The organism is Acinetobacter sp. SH20PTE14 (assembly GCF_021391555.1).
Taxonomy (GTDB): domain Bacteria; phylum Pseudomonadota; class Gammaproteobacteria; order Pseudomonadales; family Moraxellaceae; genus Acinetobacter; species Acinetobacter amyesii.
In genome coordinates this window covers 2,738,374-2,755,014 of record NZ_CP090067.1, presented here as the reverse complement: position 1 = coordinate 2,755,014, position 16,641 = coordinate 2,738,374, and the positions used below count along the sequence as shown (strand labels likewise).

The window sequence follows — 16,641 nt, the reverse complement described above, 5'->3', positions numbered from 1 at the left end:
TTGCGACATGCCTAATGTATGGATAGAAAAGAACAAAAGGAAAATAAAATGTTGGCTGAAATAGTTGGTATGGGTCAAGGTAGCATTACTGTAGAGCTCGAAATGATTCCCCGCAAAGGTGAGGCGGTCAAAATCATGTATGGTGCAGACGCAGAGCTTGAGGGGGAAGTAGTCTCTGTCAGTCATTATATTAATCAACATGCCGATCAGCATCGCGTTCGATTAGAAATTCGTCCGTTTAATTATTTAACGACCTCATAATTTTGAGGTCTTTCATACATAAGCATGGTCATAAAAAAGCCCTTCCATGAGAAGGGCTTTTTAGTGTTGATCACATTTATACAGTTAAAGTCCGAAGTAATAAGCCAATAAGCAAATCACTACCGTAATAATAACTAAGGTAATCACTCCTCCTGCACCGGGTTTATGAGGCGAGTTAGCCGGGTGTGCATGCTGAGGATTTGATTTTCTATCCTCAGTTTTAAATCCATCCAGAGGAGAGCTTTCGACTACAGGAGTTAAACGTGCAGTTTTATAGTGATTGGCGACTTTTACGATAAATTTAGCCGTTAAATCTTCAGTTTTTTGAGCAAAATGGCGCAAATTTAACTGTTCTTCAGGTGTATAGATGCTGCCATCTGCGTGATAGGGATGTTGAATTTTAGACTGAATGTGGCGGTTTAGTGCATCTAAGCGATGTAAGCTATCATGTGCGAAATCTGCTTGTGCATCCGTTGGCAAGAGTGCAAGTTTTGTAGATTCATTCGATTCGCTGCTCGGATCAGGCTGCGTACCATAATAAGGTGTGCCCAACACCTCCGGCTCAATAAAACCTTCCGCAGGTTTTTGTAAAAATAATTCTGCTTCAGTGAAGTTATGAATATCATCCCATCTTGGTAACTGCATATCCGCTTCGATGCGTTTAATGAGTTTATGGTTCAGCTCATAGCGCCAAAAGGTTTCTCGACGAATTTGCAGTTGTTGGGATGCCGGTGCTTCATAGTCATTTTCTGCGTTATACCACTCGGCAAGTTCTTTACCAAAAATCCATGCCTGCTTTTTATTTTTTTCGTGGCTTACAATAAAATGGGCAAAGGGAAGAAGTTCAACGTTAGCATTCGGATTTTGTTCATCATTCAGCAAGCTGGAGCTATGTAAACTTAAGCGTTGTACCCCTTGTTTTTTTAAGCCTTCTAGCCAAATTTGGAAATGTTGAGCCAATAAATGCTGTGATAGCAAATCACGAAAATGGAAACTGTGCTGATCAAAAATGTGGTGATTCAACCAACGTTGAAAACTCAAACCTTGGTTGAGAAATTCATTGCCATAAGTGACGAGTGTGAGCTGTTGTTTCCAGATTGGATCGAGTGCCATAAAGATTGGATCCTATTGATATTGTGTTTATCTTATACTTTTTTTAAAACTTGATGCTAATGCAATTTTAACTTGTGAATGCGCTTCATCATAACGGCTAAAAACTGTTAGAATAAGGGGTTTATATTATTTTTTTAAATTGTTGCTTTTGAGAGTTACTATGTCACTGGAAGCCCTGACCACTGAAGCGCTCGCTGCGATTGCAGCAGCAGAGGACCTTGCTACACTCGACCAAGTGCGAGTGCAATTTACAGGGAAGAAAAGCCAGCTCGCGGAACAATCGAAGTCGCTCGGTAAAATGGACCCAGAAGAACGTAAAGTTTTTGGTGCTCAAATTCATGCCGTTCGTGAATCGATTACTGGCGCACTGACTGCTCGTCAAGCTGAATTACAAAAAGCTGCATTAGAACAAAAGCTTGCTAGCGAAACGATTGATATTACTTTACCCGGACGTGGTCAAACGGTGGGTAGTATTCACCCTGTGACTCAAGTTCAAGAACGTATTTGCCAATTCTTTACCAAAGCTGGCTTTACTGTTGCGACCGGTCCAGAAGTTGAAGATGATTATCACAACTTTGAAGCATTGAACATTCCGGGTCATCACCCTGCACGTGCGATGCACGACACTTTCTATTTTGATGCGAATCATTTACTTCGTACGCATACCTCAGGCGTGCAAATTCGTACGATGGAAACTCAGCAGCCTCCAATCCGTATTGTGTGTCCTGGTCGTGTTTATCGCTGTGACTCGGACCAAACGCATTCGCCAATGTTCCATCAAATCGAAGGTTTGTATGTGGCTGAAAACACCAGCTTTGCAGAACTTAAAGGTTTGTTGGTGAACTTGTTAAATGAATTCTTTGAAAAAGATTTGAAAGTACGTTTCCGTCCATCTTATTTCCCATTTACAGAGCCAAGTGCAGAAGTGGATATCATGGATGAACGTGGTAAATGGTTGGAAGTTTTGGGCTGCGGTATGGTGCATCCAAACGTTTTACAAGCCGCTGGCATCGACCCAGAAAAATACAAAGGCTTTGCCTTCGGTTTAGGTGTAGAGCGTTTTGCCATGTTGCGTTATGGCATTAATGACCTGCGTATGTTCTACCAAAATGATGTGCGTTTCTTACGCCAATTTGCTTAAACAGTTTTATACCTCTCCCTAACCTCTCCTAAAAGGAGAGGGTGTCCATCATGACTTAGGGTTCGTCCTCTTTCTTTAAAGGGGCGCTAGAGGGGATTAGAAATTTAGAATTAATAGGTTTTTATACAATGAAAATTAGCGAAAATTGGTTGCGTACATGGGTTAACCCAGCCATTGATAGCGATACACTTTCTGACCAACTGACCATGTTAGGTTTAGAAGTTGATGATTTATCTCCTGCTGCAAAACCATTTACTGGTGTAGTAGTCGGTGAAGTTTTAACAGTGGTTCAACATCCTGATGCTGACCGTTTACGTGTCACTACTGTAAACATCGGTTCAGGCGAGCCGTTACAAATCGTTTGTGGAGCTCCAAACGTACGTGTAGGCATGAAAGCTCCTGTAGCAACCATTGGTGCAGTACTTCCGGGCGATTTCAAAATTAAAAAAGGCAAGCTTCGTGGTGTTGAATCACAAGGCATGCTGTGCGGTGCGTCTGAAATTGATCTTGAAGATAAAATCGACGGTCTATTGGAGCTTCCTGCAGATGCTCCTGTAGGCACAAATATTCGTGAATATTTAGATCTTGATGACAATGTAATTGATATTAGCATCACGCCAAACCGTGGTGACTGTTTCAGTATTCGTGGTATTGCACGTGAAATTGGTGTGATTAATCAACTCCCTGTGACTGCCCCTGAAATTAAAGAAGTTGCTGCAACAATTACTGATGAGAAGAAAGTTGTTGTTGAAACTGATGGTTGCCCACGCTATTTAGGTCGAGTGATCAAAAACGTTAATACCAAAGCACCAACTCCTGAGTGGATGGAGCGTGCATTAGCTCGTGCAGGCATTCGTCAGCACAGTATTTTGGTCGATATTACCAACTACGTTTTAATGGAATTGGGTCAACCTTTACATGCATTCGATGGCGGTAAAGTTGAAGGTTCTGTTCGTGTGCGCCAAGCAACAGCAGCAGAAAAATTAACGTTGTTGAATGAACAAGAAGTTGAATTATCTGAAAACGTGATGGTGATTGCGGATGATCAAAAAGCTTTGGCGATTGCAGGAATCATGGGTGGCCTAAGTTCAGCGGTTTCTGATGATACCACTGAAATTTTCCTTGAGTCGGCGTTCTTTGATCAACTCTATATCGCAGGTCGTGCACGTAGTTTTGGTTTGCATACTGATGCATCTCAGCGTTATGAACGCGGTGTAGACTTTGAATTGCCGATGACGGCAATGCACCGTGCTTCTCAACTTATCGCTGATTTAGCTGGTGGTGAGTTTGGTCCAATTACTGTTGCTGAAAAAGTAGAGCTATTACCAAAACGTGAAGCCATTGAACTGAACCAAGTGCAAGTCGATCAACTCCTCGGTTATAAAGTTGAATCTGCATTTATTACCGATGCTTTAACGCGTTTGGGTTGCAATGTCACTGTGAAAGCAGAAGGTGAGTGGACAGTTGTACCGCCATCACACCGTTTTGACATGGCGATTTATCAAGACCTCATCGAAGAAGTGGCACGTATTCACGGTTACGACAATATTCAAATCAGCTTGCCGGTGATTGATGTCAAACTGGCGAAATACCAAGACCAATTTGAATTGGTTCAGTTACGTCAAACTGCAGTGGCTTTGGGTTATCAAGAAGCGATTAGCTTTAGCTTTGCAGATGCGAAACTAGAGAAACAATTGAATCCACAGGTTCAACCACTAGCGCTTGCAAACCCGATTTCTAGCGACCTTGCAGTGATGCGTTCAACCTTATTATCAAGTTTGATCCCATGTGTGCAATACAACGTGAACCGTCAGCAAAATCGTGTTCGTTTCTATGAGCTTGGTCTACGTTTTGATTATCAAGGTGCGAACAGCATTCATGATCTCAAACAGATACCAACCTTTGCACTAGTTGCAACAGGTTCACGTACGACTGAATCTTGGCATGGTAAAGCACAGCCTATGGATTTCTTTGACTTTAAAGGCGATGTAGAGGAGATTTTAAATTCTGCACGTTTAAATGTTGAATATGTACGTTCAGAGCGTACGTGGTTACATCCAGGTCAATCTGCTGAAATCTTAGTCAATGGTCAATCAATTGGTTACTTTGGTCGTTTACACCCATCTTTAGAAGATGAGTTGGATTTGGCGACTACTTGGGTCGCTGAATTAGATCAATCGGCTGTTTTGCAAACTTATGTATCTAATTTTACAGAATTATCACGTTTTCCGTCGGTTCGACGTGATATTGCGCTTTTAATTAGTGATAAGATTAATGTTAGTGAAATTCAGCAACTTATCGAAAAAACCGGCGGTGAGCTTTTAGACGCAGTTTGGTTATTCGATGTGTACACTGGTCAAGGTGTCGAAGAAGGCAAGCGCTCATTGGCATTTGCAATTCAATGGCAACATCCAACACGTACATTAGAAGATGCTGAAATCAAAACCGGTATGGATAACATACTTCAGGTGTTGGAAAACACTTACCAGGCGACATTGAGGGCTTCATGACAGCATTAACAAAAGCAGAAATGGCTGATCATTTAAGTGAGCTCACGAGTTTAAACCGTCGTGAAGCAAAACAAATGGTCGAGTTATTCTTCGATGAGATTAGCCAAGCGCTAATCTCTGGGGAACAAGTTAAACTCTCAGGTTTCGGTAACTTCGAGTTGCGTGATAAACGTCAACGCCCAGGCCGTAACCCGAAAACGGGTGAAGAAATTCCGATTTCTGCCCGTCGTGTAGTGACCTTCCGTGCGGGACAAAAATTCCGTCAACGTGTTGGAAATGAGCAGATCAATTGATCTGCTTTTTTTTCCTTTGATTTAGGAGGCGCAGTGCTCATCATCTTTCGCACAATTCATGTTGAAGAATATTCGTTTTAAAGTGAGACGATATAGTTGAGTTGAGTTGAGTTGAGTTGTCGTAGAGATTGATTGTGGCTTTCTTTGAGCTAAATTGTCAGTTTTTATTTTTCAATAAGCATGGGCTTAGTATTTTGAATTTTAGCTATTATTATTAACTAGGGTCTAAAGTTTGAGGCGATAAAAAAGAGAGCCAAAGGGCTCTCTTTTTGTACTGAATAATCGGTTAGATTATTGAGCAGCAGCTTGAGAAGCAGCAGCAGTAGCTTCAGAAGCAGCAGCAGTAGCTTCAGAAGCAGCAGCAGTAGCTTCAGAAGCAGCAACAGTTGCAGCAGAAGCTTCAACAGCAGCAGCGTCAGACGCAGCAACTACTTCAGAAGCAGCAGCTTCAGAAGCAGCTGCAGGAGCAGCTTCTTCAGTTTTTTTAGCACAACCAACGAAAGCTAAAGTAGTAGCAACTGCAGCAGCAATAGCGATTTTTTTGAATAACATGGCATCACTCTCTAAAATATGAGATTAAAAAATAACCTGCGTTAGTCTGTTGTGTGCTTTTTATTATGCCTAATTTAAATAGGTATTAAAAATGCATAGAGCAGTCTAACTGGTCTGCGTGTATGCTATCACTGAGTATTTTGAAATGCTACTAGTGACTTTGAAAAAACCGTGAAAAATAGGTGAAAAATGGCCATTTTTTAACAGAAAATAACAATTAAGAGAAAGTTTTATATTGGCGAAATAGCAAATAAACTACTAAAAAGAATAGGGTTTTTTAAAATATATTTTTTATAATCAGAAGCTTGAAAATAAGTTTACATGGAAATCCATCAAATGTTTCTTTGTGTAACTAAAGTCAACCAAATAAAAAGGCCATCGTTATAGATGGCCTTTTCAGTCAAACATTCAACTTAGTTGGATGCTTTACGTTTCATTTGATCGAAGAAATCATCATTGGTTTTGGTTTCTTTCATACGATCAAGCAAGAATTCCATCGCTGCAAGTTCGTCTTGTGTATGAAGCAATTTACGTAAAATCCAAACTTTACGGAGGTTATCTTCAGACATTAGGCGCTCTTCACGACGTGTACCTGATTTTTTGATGTTCATCGCAGGGAACACACGTTTTTCAGCAATACGACGGTCTAGGGTAATTTCTTGGTTACCTGTACCTTTGAATTCTTCGTAGATCACTTCATCCATCTTACTGCCAGTTTCAATCAACGCAGTTGAGATAATCGTCAGTGAACCACCTTCTTCGATATTACGTGCTGCACCGAAGAAACGTTTTGGACGTTCTAAAGCATGGGCATCCACACCACCAGTAAGAACTTTACCAGATGAAGGGATTACAGTGTTGTAAGCACGTGCTAAACGAGTAATTGAGTCAAGCAAAATCACTACATCTTTTTTGTGTTCAACAAGACGTTTCGCTTTTTCAATCACCATCTCTGCAACTTGAACGTGACGAGCTGGTGATTCATCGAATGTTGAAGCAACCACTTCACCACGAACAGTACGTTCCATTTCTGTTACTTCTTCAGGACGTTCGTCAATCAGAAGGACAATCAAGAAACATTCAGGATTGTTACGAACAATCGACTGAGCGATGTTTTGTAACAACATGGTTTTACCCGCTTTTGGCGGTGCAACGATAATTGAACGTTGACCTTTACCAATCGGAGCAACCAAGTCAACCACACGCGCAGTTAAGTCTTCTGTTGTACCATTACCTAATTCCATTACCAATTGTTCGGTTGGAAATAAAGGTGTTAAGTTTTCGAAAAGAATCTTATTACGTGAGTTTTCGGGTGTGTCGTAGTTAATTTGATTAACTTTTAATAATGCAAAGTAACGTTCGCCTTCTTTAGGTGGACGAATCGTACCTGTAATAGTGTCACCAGTACGAAGGTTGAAGCGACGGATTTGTGATGGGCTCACATAGATATCGTCAGGGCCGGCTAGGTAAGAACCCGCTGCAGAGCGTAAGAAACCAAAGCCGTCCGACAGAATTTCTAGAACGCCATCACCAAAAATCTCTTCGCCGTTCATTGCGTGGCGCTTTAAGATGGCAAAAATAATATCTTGCTTACGGTTACGAGCCATTCCTTCGAGGCCCATAAACTCGGCAATCTTGATGAGTTCGCCAATCGGTTTTTTCTTGAGTTCGGTTAAGTTCATAGGTGGTCAGATAGAATCTAAAATTCTGAGGTACAGGTTGGAAAAGGGAGCAACAAATGTGCCGCGATCATGCAAGAAACGATAGCAATTGGTTTGCACAAAACAATTCAGAGATCTGATTCGTTATTTGAAGAGAGATGTGAAAAACAATTCTGTTGCCGAGCGGCATTTTATGTGTTGTGTTGTAAGAAAATGACAGGATTTGAGATCCTTAATTTCTTGAGTAAACAATATAAGAGAGAACACAGCATTTGTCAATTTATCAACCAAAAAAATACGCTGTGTAAAACAGCGTATTTTCGAGTGTTTTTATCGAAAAAATATTAGATGTTTTCTTCGATGAAAGCTGTCAATTTAGATTTTGGTGCGGCACCGACTTGGGTTGCTACAACTTCGCCGTTTTTAAACATTAATAATGCAGGAATGTTACGGATGTTGTAGTTTACAGCTGTTTGTTCGCAAGAAGTTACGTCTACTTTAACGATTTTAACTTTGCCTTCAAACTCAGTTGAAAGTACTTCAAGTACAGGTGCAATGGCTTTACAAGGAGCACACCAACCTGCCCAGAAATCTACAAGTACAGGAGTATCAGACTCTAGTACATCGGCTTGGAAGTTTTCATCAGTTGTATTTACGATATTGCCAGACATGGATTTTGCTCCGGAATTAATTTTTAAGTTGACTCTATGTTTATAAGTATTACATAGCCAACTATAACAATGTAGGGGGTTATGTAAATTTTCGACCTGAATGGCGAGTTTGTCTAATGGATGATCACGATGCCGATGATCGTGTATGACTATCATTGCTTCAGATAAAAAATCGATAAGTTCAGCCCGAACTACTCATAAATGGCTTTTAAATTGCATGTATGTGAATTAATCTAAGCACAATTCTGAACAGGTTTTTTTGAATAATGTCTGATTTTTTGATTGATGAAGAATTACTTGCTGCTATCGATATGGGATCGAACAGCTTCCACTTGGCTATCGCACGCGTAGACCATGGTGAAGTGAAAAAAGTTGCATCAATGTCAGAAAAAGTACAGCTTGCCGCAGGTCTAGACGAAAATAAAAATTTGACTGAAGCCGCACAGCAACGAGGCTTAGCCTGCCTAGCACGTTTTGTGGGGCGTTTAAATCCTGTACAAGCTAACCGTTTACGTATTGTGGCGACTAATGCCTTGCGTCAAGCAAAAAATGGTCATGAATTTATTCAAAAAGCCGCTGAAATTTTACCAAAACCAATTGAAATCATTGCTGGTCGTGAAGAAGCGCGTCTAATTTATTTAGGGGTTTCACATACTATGGCAAATAGTGGTCGCCGCCTTGTGATTGATATCGGTGGGGGTTCAACAGAGTTGATTATTGGTGAAGAGTTTGAACCGATTCATACAGAATCTGTGCAAATGGGCTGTGTCGCTTTTACCAAAGCGTTTTTTGCTGATGGTGAAATTAACCTGAAAAATTTTGATAAAGCGGTAAATGCTGCTCGCAAGGAAATCGCAGGCATTGCCAACACTTATAAAGCTGCGGGCTGGGATACTGTTGTCGGTTCAAGTGGCACGATCAAAGCATGTCGTCAGATTTGTGTCAATATGGGCTGGAGCAACGATCAGGAAGAACTGACACGTGACGGTTTATTTAAACTCAAAGATAAATTGCTTAAATATAAGCATGTCAATGAAATGGAATTTGATGGTCTAAAAGAAGACCGTCGAGCAGTTTTGCCAGCCGGCATTGCCATTTTGTATGCCGTCTTTGATGTGCTGAATATCGATAAATTGGTTTATTCTGATGGCGCGTTACGTGAAGGCGTGATGTACGACCTATTGGGACGTTTCCAACATGAAGATGTTCGTGACCGTTCTGTACATGCGTTGATGGGGCGCTACAACGCAGATATGAAACAAGCTGAACGTGTGGTAAATACCGCTCAACAACTGTTTAATGGTGTGGCGACCGCACTGAATTTGACCAGTGATGACAGTGATTTACTGCGTCGTGCAGCGTATTTGCATGAAATTGGCTTAGCAATCAGTCATAGTGGTTACCATCGTCATGGTGCCTATTTACTGCAACATTCGGATATTCCGGGTTTCTCACAAATTGATCAAAATCATTTGTCGCATTTAGTGGCGCATCATCGTCGTAAGTTACGCAGTGATGCACGTGTTGATGTGATGAAAGTCGGTGGTAACAAACTTGTTTACTTATGTCTATTGCTTCGTTTAGCAGTTTTATTAAATCATAGTCGCAGCGATGAGATGCTTCCTGCCATTGAATTAAGCGTGGACAATGCGCAACAATGGCAACTTAGTGTTTCTGGTGATGCCAAACAGTGGCCTTTGTTGGTTGCAGACTTGCATGATGAGCAACTGCAATTTAAGCATTGGGATATTGAACTGAATATCCAGTCGGAACAATTTATCAATTAACAGACCAGTTAAGTTAGGGATAATGATCGACCTATGAAAAATAAAGCAGCTCAATCTAAAGCCTGGACTACGGTTCAGATCGCACGTCATCCTGAACGTCCGCAGTTTTTGGATTATGTTGGCGAAATTTTTACAGAGTTCGATGCTTTGCACGGTGACCGCCTATTTGGTGATGACGGTGCGATGATTGGTGGTTTGGCTCGTTTAGATGGTCAGCCTGTGATGATCGTAGGTCAGCACCGTGGTCGTAGTACACGTGAAAAATTACAGCATAATTTTGGTATGAGTAACCCAGAAGGTTATCGTAAAGCGCAGCGTTTATTGGATATGGCGGAGCGTTTTAATCTGCCCGTCTTTACCTTTATTGATACCATGGGTGCGTACCCAGGTGTGGGTGCAGAAGAACGTGGTCAGGCTGAAGCGATTGCAACCAGCTTAGCTCAGCTTTCTTCACTTAAAGTGCCTGTAGTAGCAACGGTATTGGGTGAAGGTGGTTCGGGTGGTGCGCTGGGTATTGGCGTAGCTGACCGTGTGATTATGCTATCTCACAGTATTTATTCAGTAATTTCACCTGAAGGCTGTGCATCTATTTTGTGGAAAACTGCAGAAAAAGCAGAACAAGCAAGTGAAGCATTGGCATTGACGGCAGATAAATTGCAGAAGATGGGCATTGTGGAATACGTGGTGGACGAAGCAGAGGGCGCACATTTAAACCCTGAAAAAGTCATGCAGGATTTGAAAGTGGTCTTGAAGCAAGCTCTAGAAGAACTGCAACCAATGGATGCAAACGAACGATGCGAAGCGCGTTATCAGCGTTTAATGAAGTTTGGCAGCGACAATTTAGGGCTGACTGCTTAAGTCAAATTCAGGCGCTGCCTGAACAAAGCCGATTTTTAATAGGATGTAGTGGTGGCATGGATTCCATGTTGCTGCTGCATCTTATGTCGTTTTTGTGCCCTGAAAAAATGCGGGTAATTTATATTGATCACCAACTACAAGATTGTAGTCATGCTTGGGGCGAATTTGTACGTGCTCAATGTAAAGCGCTGAATTTGCCATTCATCATACAAAAAGTTCAGGTTGCGCAAGGTAACCTTGAAAATCAAGCACGCTCGGCCCGCTATCAAGCCTTTCGCCAACATTTACAAGCAGATGAAATATTGGTACTCGCACATCATCAGCAAGATCAGGCGGAGACATTGATGTTGCGGCTACTTTCAGGTGCTGGTGTCCATGGCCTTGCTGCCATGAAAAAATTCGATGTACGTGAAGATTTTACTTTATGGCGTCCGCTATTAGATCTTTCACGTGAGCAAATTTGCCAATGGGCAGCACAGCTGCATGTGCAAAATATTCAAGACCTCACCAATTTTGATACCGACTATGACCGTGCGTGGAGTCGTGAAATTTTGTGGCCGCTACTCAGTGAGCGATTTCCTAAAATGCAGAAAGCTCTGAGTCGAACCAGTTACTTGATGCAAGATGCTGATGAAATTTTACTTGAGGTGTTGCAACAAGATTTAGCGGCCTGCGGCTCATCGCAAGTGTTATCTTTGGAGGCTTTACAACAGCTCAGTCTGGCACGTCAGCGTCAGTTGTTATCGCACTGGATGAAAGGTGAGGGGCAATATCGTCCAAGCTTTGAAATGGTACAGCGTTTAGTTTCAGAAGTGATTAACTCACGCGAAGACTCGCAAGCGGCACTACACTGGAATGGATTTTATTATCTGCGCTTTCAACAGCAACTTCATCGGATTGCCAAAGCGGATTATCTGCCAGCAGAATCCATTCAAGAGGTTGAGGTTGTAACTTGTGTTGCAGGTCAGTGCCTCAAGTTGCCTGCAGGACATTTCGTGATTCAACCCTCAGAGGTTGGCTTATCACCTGAATTATTGGGGCAGCAACTGCAGATACGCCCACGCCTTGGCGGCGAAAAAATTCATTTATATGGTCGTGTCGGAAGTTGGCCTTTGAAAAAAGCCATTCAGCAGGCGCAAATTTTTCCATGGCAGCGTCATACTATTCAAATATTAAGCCGAGATAATGTTATGCTAGGCGTCTTTACGCCTCAGGGCTTTTGGTTGGCGCAGTCTGAATTTTGTACTCAAGCTGGCTGGCAACCGACATTATCTCTTAACGCTAAATCTGCAATATCGGATCTTCAATCATGAGCGCAATTCTAAATTGTAATATCAGTTTCATTGGTGGCGGCAACATGGCACAGGCTTTAATTGGTGGCCTGATTGCACGTGGTGTCCCGACTACACGTATTACAGTTTCAGATCCCGTAGAAAAAGTACGTGAGCTTTTGGCTGAAAAAGATTTGCATGTGACCGATGATAATGTTGCGGCAATTCGAGATGCTGACATTGTTCTTTTTGCAGTTAAACCTCAGGTGTTGGCAAAAGTTTTGGCACCATTACAAGGTTTGCTAGAAGGGAAGTTGGTGATTTCAATTGTTGCAGGTGCAGAAATTGCAACGATTTCAAAACTATTAGGCACAGAGCGTATTGTTCGTGTCATGCCAAATACACCGGCTTTAGTTCAAACCGGTGCGCATGGCTTATATGCAGGTGAAGCGGTTTCAGCTGAAGATCGTGATCTTGCAAGTCAAGTTTTGGCTTCAACGGGTTTAACACTTTGGGTAAACTCAGAAGCGCAAATTGATGCGGTAACAGCAGTTTCTGGCTCAGGTCCTGCATACTTTTTCTATATGATGGAAAGTATGATCCGTGCAGGTAAAAACATGGGGCTGGATGAAAAGGTAGCTACAGCGCTAACCTTGCAAACTGCATTAGGTGCCGCACAAATGGCAATTACCAGTGCCAATAGTCCTGCGGAGTTACGTAAAAATGTAACCTCTCCAAACGGTACAACACAAGCCGCGATTGAAGTGTTTGATCGTGCTCAAATTTCACAAAATATTCAGGCTGCTTTAGCCGCAGCGCAAAAGCGTAGCCAAGAGTTGGCACAAGAGTTAAGCGAAAGCACCAAATAATTCGATTTGATTTAGGAAAGTTCAAGTATGGGCTCTGCTCAAATTTTTGGAATCATTATTAACGTTGCAATTTTGCTCGTATTTTTCCGTTTTTTAATGCAGCTTGCTGCCGTGAGTCCATATAACCCTGTGGTTTTGGCAACAGCAAAAGCAACAAAAATTGTCGATATCTTTAGCCGAATCTTCCCAACTTTGGCCAAAGGTCGAGTGAATACCGCAGCATTGGTGTTGGTGGTGATTCTGTATTTGTTAAAAATGTTTGGTTTGATGTATTTGTCCGGCGTGGCAGTGAATAGCCCATTCCATCTGATCATTATGACCTTTGTGACCATGATTCAGGATTTAATCCGTTTCTGTCGTTACTTAATTTTTGCATCGATTATTTTGAGTTGGGTGGTGATGTTTAGTCAGTCACGTTCGCCTTATATTGAAGTGGTTCAAGAGTTGGCAGAACCGCTACTTGCGCCATTCCGTCGTATTCTTCCAAATATGGGGATGATTGACTTGTCGCCAATTTTTGCGATTTTGGCATTGTTGGTTGCGGAAACTATTATGAAGCAAGTCGCAATTGCATTATTGACTGGTCTTTAATCTGAGCTAAGACGAGTTAAATTAAAAAGGACGCCGAGGCGTCCTTTTTTTGTGGATTTAAATTGAGGTGTAAAACAATAAATATCTACGAGGAGATATCTCACCTCCATCCCAACCTTCCTCCTAGAGGGAGAAAGGCGTGAATGAATTAGTGCGCTTCTTCCCAGTTATTGCCTTGACCCACTTCCACAATCAGTGGAACGGAAATTTTCAACACAGACTGCATCACTTCAGTCAGTTGTGCAGAGAGTTCATCGGCAATTGCAGCATCAACTTCAAACACCAATTCATCGTGTACTTGCAGTAACATTTTGGCTTGATCTTTAGGTAAGATTTTATCGACGGCAATCATGGCCAATTTAATAATATCCGCCGCAGAACCTTGTAGTGGTGCATTGATCGCTGCACGTTCAGCGCCTTGTTTCACCATTTTGTTGCTCGCCATAATGTCCGGTGTATACAGACGACGACCTAAAATGGTTTCCACAAAACCTTGTTCACGTGCGACTTGGCGAGTACGTTCCATATATTCCAAAACACCAGGGTAGCGTTGGAAGTATTTACCAATATAGTTACGTGATTCTTCACGAGTGAAACCTAGCTGACGAGTCAAACCAAATTCAGACATACCATAGAGCAGACCGAAGTTCACCGCTTTGGCTTGACGACGTTGGTTGCTAGTCACTTCGTCGAGTGGAATGCCCAAAACTTCTGCCGCAGTACGTTTATGTACATCTTGCCCATGATTGAAGGCATCGACCAAGGCATGATCTTGCGAGAAATGCGCCATTAAACGTAATTCTATTTGCGAATAATCGGCTGCCAATAAAATGCGACCTTCAGGTGCAATAAAGGCTTTACGGATTTGACGTCCAATATCTTCACGGACAGGAATGTTCTGTAAGTTTGGATCGGTAGATGACAAACGACCTGTAGCCGTTAAAGCTTGGTGGTAACTGGTATGCACACGATGTGTGTCATTATTCACTTGCTTTAATAGACCGTCGGTATAGGTGCTTTTCAGTTTAGAGAGACCACGATATTCCAAAATTAAATCAGTAATCGGATGATCGATTTTTTCTAACACACTTTCACTGGTGCTGTACTGACCTGTAGAGGTCTTCTTACCGCCTTTTAAACCTAATTTATCAAACAGAATCTCACCCACTTGTTTTGGTGAGCTGACATTGAAGCTTTGACCCGCAAGATCGGTAATTTCTGTTTCTAAATTTTGAATGGTATTGGCAAATTCCACACCGAGTTGGTCGAGGAAGTTCATATCTAGCTCAATGCCGTTTTCTTCCATAGAGGTTAGAACACGGGCAACCGGCATTTCAATATTGTGCAAAATATTGATCAGTTCCGGATGGGCTTGTAACTTCTTATCGAGTACTTCATATAGACGATAGGTCACATGGACATCTTCTGCGGCATAATGGGCTGCCGTTTCGAGCTCAATTTGGTTAAAGGTCTTTTGTTTTGCACCTTTGCCTGCCACTTGTTCGAACGTCGTTGTGAGATGACTTAAATACAAACGCGCGACGTCATCCATTCCATGACGAGTTGCCACAGAGTTGAGGACATAAGAGGCTAACATGGTGTCGAAATACCAACCTGCCAAATGAATACCATGATTTTCTAAGACATGTGCATCATATTTGAGATGATGACCAATTTTTTGTACGTCATTATCTTCAAGTAAAGGTTTGAGTTGATTCAGAATTGTGTCGCGATCAAGTTGTTGCGGCGCACCTTCATAATCATGCGCAAGCGGCACGTAATAGGCATCATGTGCATCTAAAGCCACCGAGAAACCTACAATCTGCGCCACGCGGTAGTCAAGGCTAGTGGTTTCGGTATCAAAGGCAAAACGCTTTTCAGTACTTAGACGCTTGAATAACACATCCCAATCTTCTTGAGTTAATACCGTGTGATAACGTGCTTCACCAAGTAAATCATCAACACTGGTTTTGTCCGCTTGATCTTCCACTTCAGGTGCATTGGCTACAGTCGCCGTGGTGTTGATGGCTTTGGCTGCTTGTTTGTAGGTTGCACCATTGGGGTTGTTCGGATGATCTAATGACTGCAGTTGGTTACGGAATTCTAGTTCCGTATATAAATCACGCAGTGCTGGAATATTTGGATCAGCAAGTTTCAGATCTTCGTATTTAAGGCCCATGTCGAGATCACAAACAATGCTCGCCAGTTGGTGGTCAAGAGCAATTCCTTCGACATTGTCTTTAATGTTTTGACCGACTTTACCTTTAATACTGTCGACATTTTCTAAAATGCCGCCAATCGAGCCGTACTCGGTTAAAAGTTTCGCTGCCGTTTTTGCGCCAACACCGGGTACACCACGGATGCCGTCAGAGGCATCGCCCATCAGCGTGAGGTAGTCAATAATTTGATTCGGCCACACCCCAAATTTTTCAAAAACACCTTGAACGTCCATCGGTTTGTCTTTGAAGCTGTCTTCTAAAGTGACACGCTCAGTAACGAGCTGCGCCATGTCTTTGTCACCGGTGGAGATCAAAACTTGATGACCGGCTGCTTCAGCGCGTTTGGCTAAAGTTCCGATAATGTCATCGGCTTCAGCACCTGGCAACATATGCAGCGGAATCCCTAGAGCACGAATTAATGCATGAAGATATGGAATTTGTTGTGATAATTCTTCAGGCATGCTTGGACGGTCACCTTTATAAATCGGGGACAATTCATGACGGAAGGTTGGTTCAGGTGTATCGAAAATAACGGCCATGTGCGTCGGTTGGATACGACGCATTAATTTTTGGATGGCAGAAATGGCACCTCGGATTGCATTGGTATGCAAACCGGTTGAAGTGGTTAATGGTGGCAGTGCATGGTAGGCACGAAATAAAAAGTATGAGCCATCGACCAAGACAAATGGTGGCATTGATAATTTCCTAATCCTAAAAACGGTTTTATTGTACGTGATTTTTTGCCCGCACGCAGAGTCTAGATTGTATATGTAACTTACCGAATCACTGATGAATAGTTTTAATCCATCCGTCGGGCTCATGTATCATCAAAACATTCAGGAAA

Annotated in this window: 14 protein-coding genes; 9 read left to right on the top strand and 5 right to left on the bottom strand. The window is 42.2% G+C overall.

The window, feature by feature from the left end; all coding sequences use genetic code 11:
- The first annotated feature begins 48 nt into the window (after window positions 1-48).
- Window positions 49-261: a hypothetical protein gene (locus LXF01_RS13460; protein WP_111884721.1), complete on the top strand. Its 213-nt coding sequence runs from the start codon at window positions 49-51 to the stop codon at window positions 259-261.
- A gap of 84 nt (window positions 262-345) precedes the next feature.
- Here LXF01_RS13460 and LXF01_RS13455 read toward each other — a convergent pair whose 3' ends face one another.
- Window positions 346-1,374, bottom strand: coding sequence for a hypothetical protein (locus LXF01_RS13455; RefSeq protein ID WP_233944535.1), 1,029 nt, complete (start codon window positions 1,372-1,374; stop codon window positions 346-348).
- Window positions 1,375-1,534: 160 nt separating this feature from the next.
- Between LXF01_RS13455 and pheS the strand changes: the two genes are divergently transcribed.
- The 3 genes from pheS to LXF01_RS13440 all read left to right on the top strand — a co-directional run bounded on the left by pheS (window position 1,535) and on the right by LXF01_RS13440 (window position 5,318).
- On the top strand, window positions 1,535-2,515 hold the full coding sequence (pheS, locus tag LXF01_RS13450) for a phenylalanine--tRNA ligase subunit alpha (RefSeq protein ID WP_180024390.1): 981 nt from the start codon (window positions 1,535-1,537) through the stop codon (window positions 2,513-2,515).
- Between the two features lie 128 nt (window positions 2,516-2,643).
- The gene (gene pheT, locus LXF01_RS13445; protein ID WP_233944534.1) at window positions 2,644-5,025 is read left to right on the top strand and encodes a phenylalanine--tRNA ligase subunit beta; all 2,382 of its coding nucleotides are present in this window, start codon (window positions 2,644-2,646) and stop codon (window positions 5,023-5,025) included.
- Complete coding sequence (locus tag LXF01_RS13440) at window positions 5,022-5,318, top strand: integration host factor subunit alpha (RefSeq protein WP_004783565.1); 297 nt, start codon at window positions 5,022-5,024, stop codon at window positions 5,316-5,318. Before pheT ends, LXF01_RS13440 begins: the two co-directional genes overlap by 4 nt.
- Window positions 5,319-5,609: 291 nt before the next feature.
- On the opposite strand, the gene LXF01_RS13435 is transcribed toward LXF01_RS13440, so the two are convergent.
- The 3 genes from LXF01_RS13435 to trxA form a co-directional block, all read right to left on the bottom strand.
- Entirely contained in the window at window positions 5,610-5,870 is a 261-nt protein-coding gene (locus LXF01_RS13435) for a hypothetical protein (RefSeq protein WP_180024388.1), read from the bottom strand.
- A 413-nt stretch (window positions 5,871-6,283) separates the two neighbouring features.
- On the bottom strand, window positions 6,284-7,552 hold the full coding sequence (rho, locus tag LXF01_RS13430; protein ID WP_067731074.1) for a transcription termination factor Rho: 1,269 nt from the start codon (window positions 7,550-7,552) through the stop codon (window positions 6,284-6,286).
- 323 nt (window positions 7,553-7,875) lie between these two features.
- Window positions 7,876-8,202, bottom strand: a complete 327-nt coding sequence (gene trxA / locus LXF01_RS13425; protein ID WP_078192629.1) for a thioredoxin — start codon at window positions 8,200-8,202, stop codon at window positions 7,876-7,878.
- A 266-nt stretch (window positions 8,203-8,468) separates the two neighbouring features.
- Between trxA and ppx the strand changes: the two genes are divergently transcribed.
- From ppx to LXF01_RS13400, 5 genes are read left to right on the top strand one after another with little or no spacing between them, the layout of a single operon-like run.
- A complete protein-coding gene (ppx, locus tag LXF01_RS13420) occupies window positions 8,469-9,989 on the top strand; it encodes an exopolyphosphatase (RefSeq protein WP_233944533.1) in 1,521 nt (506 codons plus the stop codon).
- Between the two features lie 33 nt (window positions 9,990-10,022).
- Window positions 10,023-10,847 (top strand): acetyl-CoA carboxylase carboxyltransferase subunit alpha, encoded by an 825-nt coding sequence (locus tag LXF01_RS13415; RefSeq protein ID WP_078189570.1) that lies wholly within the window; start codon window positions 10,023-10,025, stop codon window positions 10,845-10,847.
- Window positions 10,784-12,160 (top strand): tRNA lysidine(34) synthetase TilS, encoded by a 1,377-nt coding sequence (gene tilS / locus LXF01_RS13410; RefSeq protein ID WP_233944532.1) that lies wholly within the window; start codon window positions 10,784-10,786, stop codon window positions 12,158-12,160. The genes LXF01_RS13415 and tilS overlap by 64 nt, the downstream gene beginning before the upstream one ends.
- A complete protein-coding gene (proC, locus tag LXF01_RS13405; RefSeq protein WP_168378486.1) occupies window positions 12,157-12,987 on the top strand; it encodes a pyrroline-5-carboxylate reductase in 831 nt (276 codons plus the stop codon). The genes tilS and proC overlap by 4 nt, the downstream gene beginning before the upstream one ends.
- A gap of 27 nt (window positions 12,988-13,014) precedes the next feature.
- A complete protein-coding gene (locus tag LXF01_RS13400) occupies window positions 13,015-13,578 on the top strand; it encodes a YggT family protein (protein WP_078189567.1) in 564 nt (187 codons plus the stop codon).
- 148 nt (window positions 13,579-13,726) lie between these two features.
- Here the strand turns inward: LXF01_RS13400 and polA are convergent, their stop codons facing one another.
- The gene (polA, locus tag LXF01_RS13395) at window positions 13,727-16,492 is read right to left on the bottom strand and encodes a DNA polymerase I (RefSeq protein ID WP_233944531.1); all 2,766 of its coding nucleotides are present in this window, start codon (window positions 16,490-16,492) and stop codon (window positions 13,727-13,729) included.
- Window positions 16,493-16,641 lie beyond the last annotated feature (149 nt).

What these genes read in the sequence shown, in the direction of transcription:
- LXF01_RS13460 (WP_111884721.1), top strand. Translation starts at nt 49, where the DNA reads ATGTTGGCTGAAATAGTTGGTATGGGTCAAGGTAGCATTACTGTAGAG.
- LXF01_RS13455 (WP_233944535.1), bottom strand. Translation starts at nt 1,374, where the DNA reads ATGGCACTCGATCCAATCTGGAAACAACAGCTCACACTCGTCACTTAT.
- pheS (WP_180024390.1), top strand. Translation starts at nt 1,535, where the DNA reads ATGTCACTGGAAGCCCTGACCACTGAAGCGCTCGCTGCGATTGCAGCA.
- pheT (WP_233944534.1), top strand. Translation starts at nt 2,644, where the DNA reads ATGAAAATTAGCGAAAATTGGTTGCGTACATGGGTTAACCCAGCCATT.
- LXF01_RS13440 (WP_004783565.1), top strand. Translation starts at nt 5,022, where the DNA reads ATGACAGCATTAACAAAAGCAGAAATGGCTGATCATTTAAGTGAGCTC.
- LXF01_RS13435 (WP_180024388.1), bottom strand. Translation starts at nt 5,870, where the DNA reads ATGTTATTCAAAAAAATCGCTATTGCTGCTGCAGTTGCTACTACTTTA.
- rho (WP_067731074.1), bottom strand. Translation starts at nt 7,552, where the DNA reads ATGAACTTAACCGAACTCAAGAAAAAACCGATTGGCGAACTCATCAAG.
- trxA (WP_078192629.1), bottom strand. Translation starts at nt 8,202, where the DNA reads ATGTCTGGCAATATCGTAAATACAACTGATGAAAACTTCCAAGCCGAT.
- ppx (WP_233944533.1), top strand. Translation starts at nt 8,469, where the DNA reads ATGTCTGATTTTTTGATTGATGAAGAATTACTTGCTGCTATCGATATG.
- LXF01_RS13415 (WP_078189570.1), top strand. Translation starts at nt 10,023, where the DNA reads ATGAAAAATAAAGCAGCTCAATCTAAAGCCTGGACTACGGTTCAGATC.
- tilS (WP_233944532.1), top strand. Translation starts at nt 10,784, where the DNA reads ATGCGAAGCGCGTTATCAGCGTTTAATGAAGTTTGGCAGCGACAATTT.
- proC (WP_168378486.1), top strand. Translation starts at nt 12,157, where the DNA reads ATGAGCGCAATTCTAAATTGTAATATCAGTTTCATTGGTGGCGGCAAC.
- LXF01_RS13400 (WP_078189567.1), top strand. Translation starts at nt 13,015, where the DNA reads ATGGGCTCTGCTCAAATTTTTGGAATCATTATTAACGTTGCAATTTTG.
- polA (WP_233944531.1), bottom strand. Translation starts at nt 16,492, where the DNA reads ATGCCACCATTTGTCTTGGTCGATGGCTCATACTTTTTATTTCGTGCC.